Genomic DNA, 356 nt, shown 5'->3' on the forward strand with positions numbered 1-356 from the left:
TACTAAAACTAAGGCGGACAACCCAGCGGCACTGACCCCAAACTGATAGATGACCAGTATGGATAACAAGGCAGTGACGAGCTCAACCAAAGGATAACGCAGACCGATAGCAGCATTACAGTTTGAGCAGCGCCCACGTAACAGCAGCCAGCTTATTAAGGGTACGTTCTCATACCACTTTATTTTGTGCGCGCAGTGAGGGCAGCGCGACGCTGGTCGACTCAACGTAATAGGGGTATCCGCTGCGACGATATCGGTCAGTGGTATGGTATGCTCTTGCGGCATGTCTGCTTGCTGCGCCATAAATTGACTACATTCTTGACGCCAGCTATAGACCATCATCAGCGGCATACGGT

1 protein-coding gene is annotated in these 356 nt (G+C 51.1%); it reads right to left on the bottom strand.

Going from position 1 to position 356, the window contains the following annotated elements; genetic code table 11:
• Positions 1 to 356 (bottom strand): prepilin peptidase (locus AAEZ03_RS26295; RefSeq protein ID WP_350582692.1); only part of this gene is annotated, 356 nt, incomplete at both ends.

The sequence above is a fragment of the Pseudomonas sp. HY2-MNA-CIBAN-0224 genome (genome assembly GCF_040310285.1).
GTDB lineage: Bacteria > Pseudomonadota > Gammaproteobacteria > Pseudomonadales > Pseudomonadaceae > Aquipseudomonas > Aquipseudomonas helleri.